At 43.7% G+C, this 2993-nt stretch carries 3 protein-coding genes and 1 pseudogene; 1 reads left to right on the forward strand and 3 read right to left on the reverse strand.

Annotated elements, in window-relative coordinates; genetic code table 11:
- On the reverse strand, positions 1 to 543 hold a 543-nt coding region (locus tag NC238_13845), incomplete at its 3' end, for an ATP-binding cassette domain-containing protein (GenBank protein ID MCM1566989.1).
- On the reverse strand, positions 543 to 1238 hold the full coding sequence (locus tag NC238_13850; protein ID MCM1566990.1) for a hypothetical protein: 696 nt from the start codon (positions 1236 to 1238) through the stop codon (positions 543 to 545). The genes NC238_13845 and NC238_13850, both read right to left, overlap by 1 nt.
- A gap of 421 nt (positions 1239 to 1659) precedes the next feature.
- On the opposite strand from NC238_13850, the pseudogene NC238_13855 reads away from it, so the two are divergent.
- Positions 1660 to 2105: pseudogene (locus NC238_13855) on the forward strand (DUF3231 family protein).
- A 347-nt stretch (positions 2106 to 2452) separates the two neighbouring features.
- On the opposite strand, the gene NC238_13860 reads toward NC238_13855, so the two are convergent.
- The coding region (locus NC238_13860) for a hypothetical protein (protein MCM1566991.1) at positions 2453 to 2993 on the reverse strand (541 nt) is incomplete at its 5' end.

The following is a 2993-nucleotide window of genomic DNA, read 5'->3' on the forward strand; positions in this document are numbered from 1 at the left end:
TATTTCCAGCGCCTGCAGGCGGTCGATGCCGGCATTCTCAATTTCATCAATCAATACAACCGGCGCGTTGCTGATTATGGCAACGTCCGCGACCATCAACGCCCGGGACTGCCCGCCGCTCAGCTGCGTCAAGTTCGTCGAAAAAGTTACCGGTTCGCCAGACAAATGGTTGGTTATGGCCAGCACTTCCTCAATTGTTTGAGCAGGCTCCCGGATGCCCCTCACCTGGGCATGCATTAACAGAAACTCTTCTATAGACATATCGATCACGAAATTCATATTCTGCGATACCTGGGCAATCAAGTAACGCAAAGATCTTTTATCTTTATTCTTATTTGCCGGCTGATTATTAATTAAGACGCTCCTGCCGGTCAATGTTTCTTCCTCGGCATACTGCTCGATATCGGATATTAATTGTGTTTTGCCGGAACCGGTCGGCCCGACTACCGCCAGCACTTCACCAGCTGCAATTTCAAGCCTTCGAATCTTCTCCGGCATGCCGTTTTTATCCAGACCGCCCAGAATAGTGATTTTATCCAGCATTAATTACCTCTCCCAAAATCCACTTTTTTTATAATTCCCATCTGGTGGCTTTTACCAATAATGGTTTCCCCGGCGCAGTAGGAACAGCTGGCTGCCGGCATAGGATTTCTCAGCTCTCTGCCGCTGATGCCCTCAAGCGGCCTGCAGTTCAAAATTTCGTTCTTCAACGCCAGCGCCCCCTGGCCTGTCAGCCCGTTAAAATCTAAAATCCGGGCCTGCGGGTTCTCCATTTCGACCTTATAACGAAACACCTCCCGCTCAGCCTGGGAAACAATATCGCCTTTGGTAATAACCACAATATCCGCTGAGCTTAACATAGGCCCCACTTTCCTGGGAGTATCGACGCCAACCAGATTATCGATGACGCAAACAGACAGGCAGTTATATACTGCCGGCGCACAGCGGTGACATAGTCCCGCGGTTTCCAAAACCAACACATCCGCTTTCTGGCTCTGAGCCCAAGTTTCAATTTCCTCCAGGTTGGCCACATAAAAGTGGTCCGGGCAAATATAATCACTGAGACCCACAGCCACAGGTATGCCAAGCCGGCTGTATCTCGCATCATCTGAAGTCTGCAGACAGTCAATTTTACAAGCTGCAACCGCAAGATTATTTCTTAATAGATGACGGATGGTGTGCACCATTACCGATGTCTTGCCCGACGATGGTGTCCCGGCAACAATTACAAAACGCATCTTGAACACACCCTTTCGCAAATAATTCTTATTCTCATCGCCACTGGAGCTTTTTAGACTTCAGCTTTCCGCCCTGCGGACATAACTAAACATAAAACATTATAACTAAACATTTAAATGACATAAATAATTATAACAATACTATACTAATTAAAAAGTATAATACATAATGATCTCCCAGTCCATACCCAACCGACTAACTTGCATCAAAAATCATCATAAACTAACATAAGGCAAATACAATACAGGCGCCGCGATGGTGGGCATCATTTAAAGCATATCGTTATAAACTTTTTTGCTGTACATTTACTGCCTATTAATGGGGCAGGCATATAAACCTAAATAGCGGAAAAAAAACCGGGATTTCCTGGACAAGCAGCGGCCGCTTCTGGCCATTGAGATAGAACAGCTGTACTTCGGCATTATCACCAATGAGGTAGGCCGGGCATTATTGGCCGGTTTTCACCAGGTAGTCAGGTCGAAGGAAATCCGTAAATACATAAAACACGGCCTGGACTTCTCCACCGTATCATTGATGAGAACAGTAAGATTTTGCGTTCCACTGGAATTACGTCACCCATGCATTGGGATGCTTACGGAACAGTAACCAGTTCTACAACTCCGCCTTTTTCCGATAAGCTGATATTGTTCCATATTACAATGATGAATGCGGCCGGCATCGCTAACTACGCCGTATCCCTGGCCTCCAGCCCCCGGCAGGATCTGGCCTTAATGTACGGTAAGCTGATTGCCGAGACAGCGGATTATGCAAAAGACGGTTTAAAAATCATGATCGACAACGGCTGGCTGGAGGAACCGCCCCGTTATGTTGACCGCAGTAAATTAGTAAACACATCAAAACATTAAAAACAGAGAGGGTAGGCTAAGCGGCCTTCCCTCTCTGTTTAAAGCATGACTTTTCACATACTTATTTAGAAGCCCCCACAAAAACAAAAAACCCGCAATACCTTGCGGGGTTTGACACGAGCTTGGTGCCACGGGCCGGAATCGAACCAGCGACACGCGGATTTTCAGTCCGAAAAAAGCCTTCCGGAGCACCAAGGCCTATCCATGAAAACCCTTGTAATTCAAGGGTTTTTCATTTTCGCTTCAGGGATTTTCAGTACAGTTTCGGACAAATTTTGACAAGAATGTTCCAGAAAATGTTCCAGATTTTTCGGGAAATATACTATAAAAAAACGCAGTCACATTCTTTAAATTTTAACAATTGTAAATTTCTCTCCATTAGAGTTTATAAAGATCAAACCATTTTTTTGCTGCATTCTCGGTGAATACGCTTGCCATAAGATTACGAAATTACCTTTCTGTTTTGGTATTGTTACCTGTATTCTACCCATGATGAATTGTACTCCTTGCCACAAAGGCATACTATTGGGAATCCCAAAATTCTTTGAAAACGCTGTTAAAGAAGTCGGATTGTTTTCTATTAATATATTAATATCTTCATTGAGTCTGTTAAAGTTACCACCTAAAACCTTAATTCTGTTATCTATATATAGTTTTATTGAACTGTATTCCGCCGGTGTCGGAGATTCATTCTCAGCATTCACATCTAAATAAAACGGTGTTGATTCATCTTTACCTTCTGGAAACTGCAATTTGGTTTCATTAGTTGCAAGGGTAATTTTTAAGTCAGGTACTGTTATTCTGTTGATTACATCCCTCACTTCATATTCTTCCATAGGTACTGACTCAAAATTAAATCTTTTATAATACCTTTTATCTGAAGCCATA

Origin of the sequence: Dehalobacter sp. (assembly GCA_023667845.1) — a bacterium.
Lineage (GTDB): Bacteria > Bacillota > Desulfitobacteriia > Desulfitobacteriales > Syntrophobotulaceae > Dehalobacter.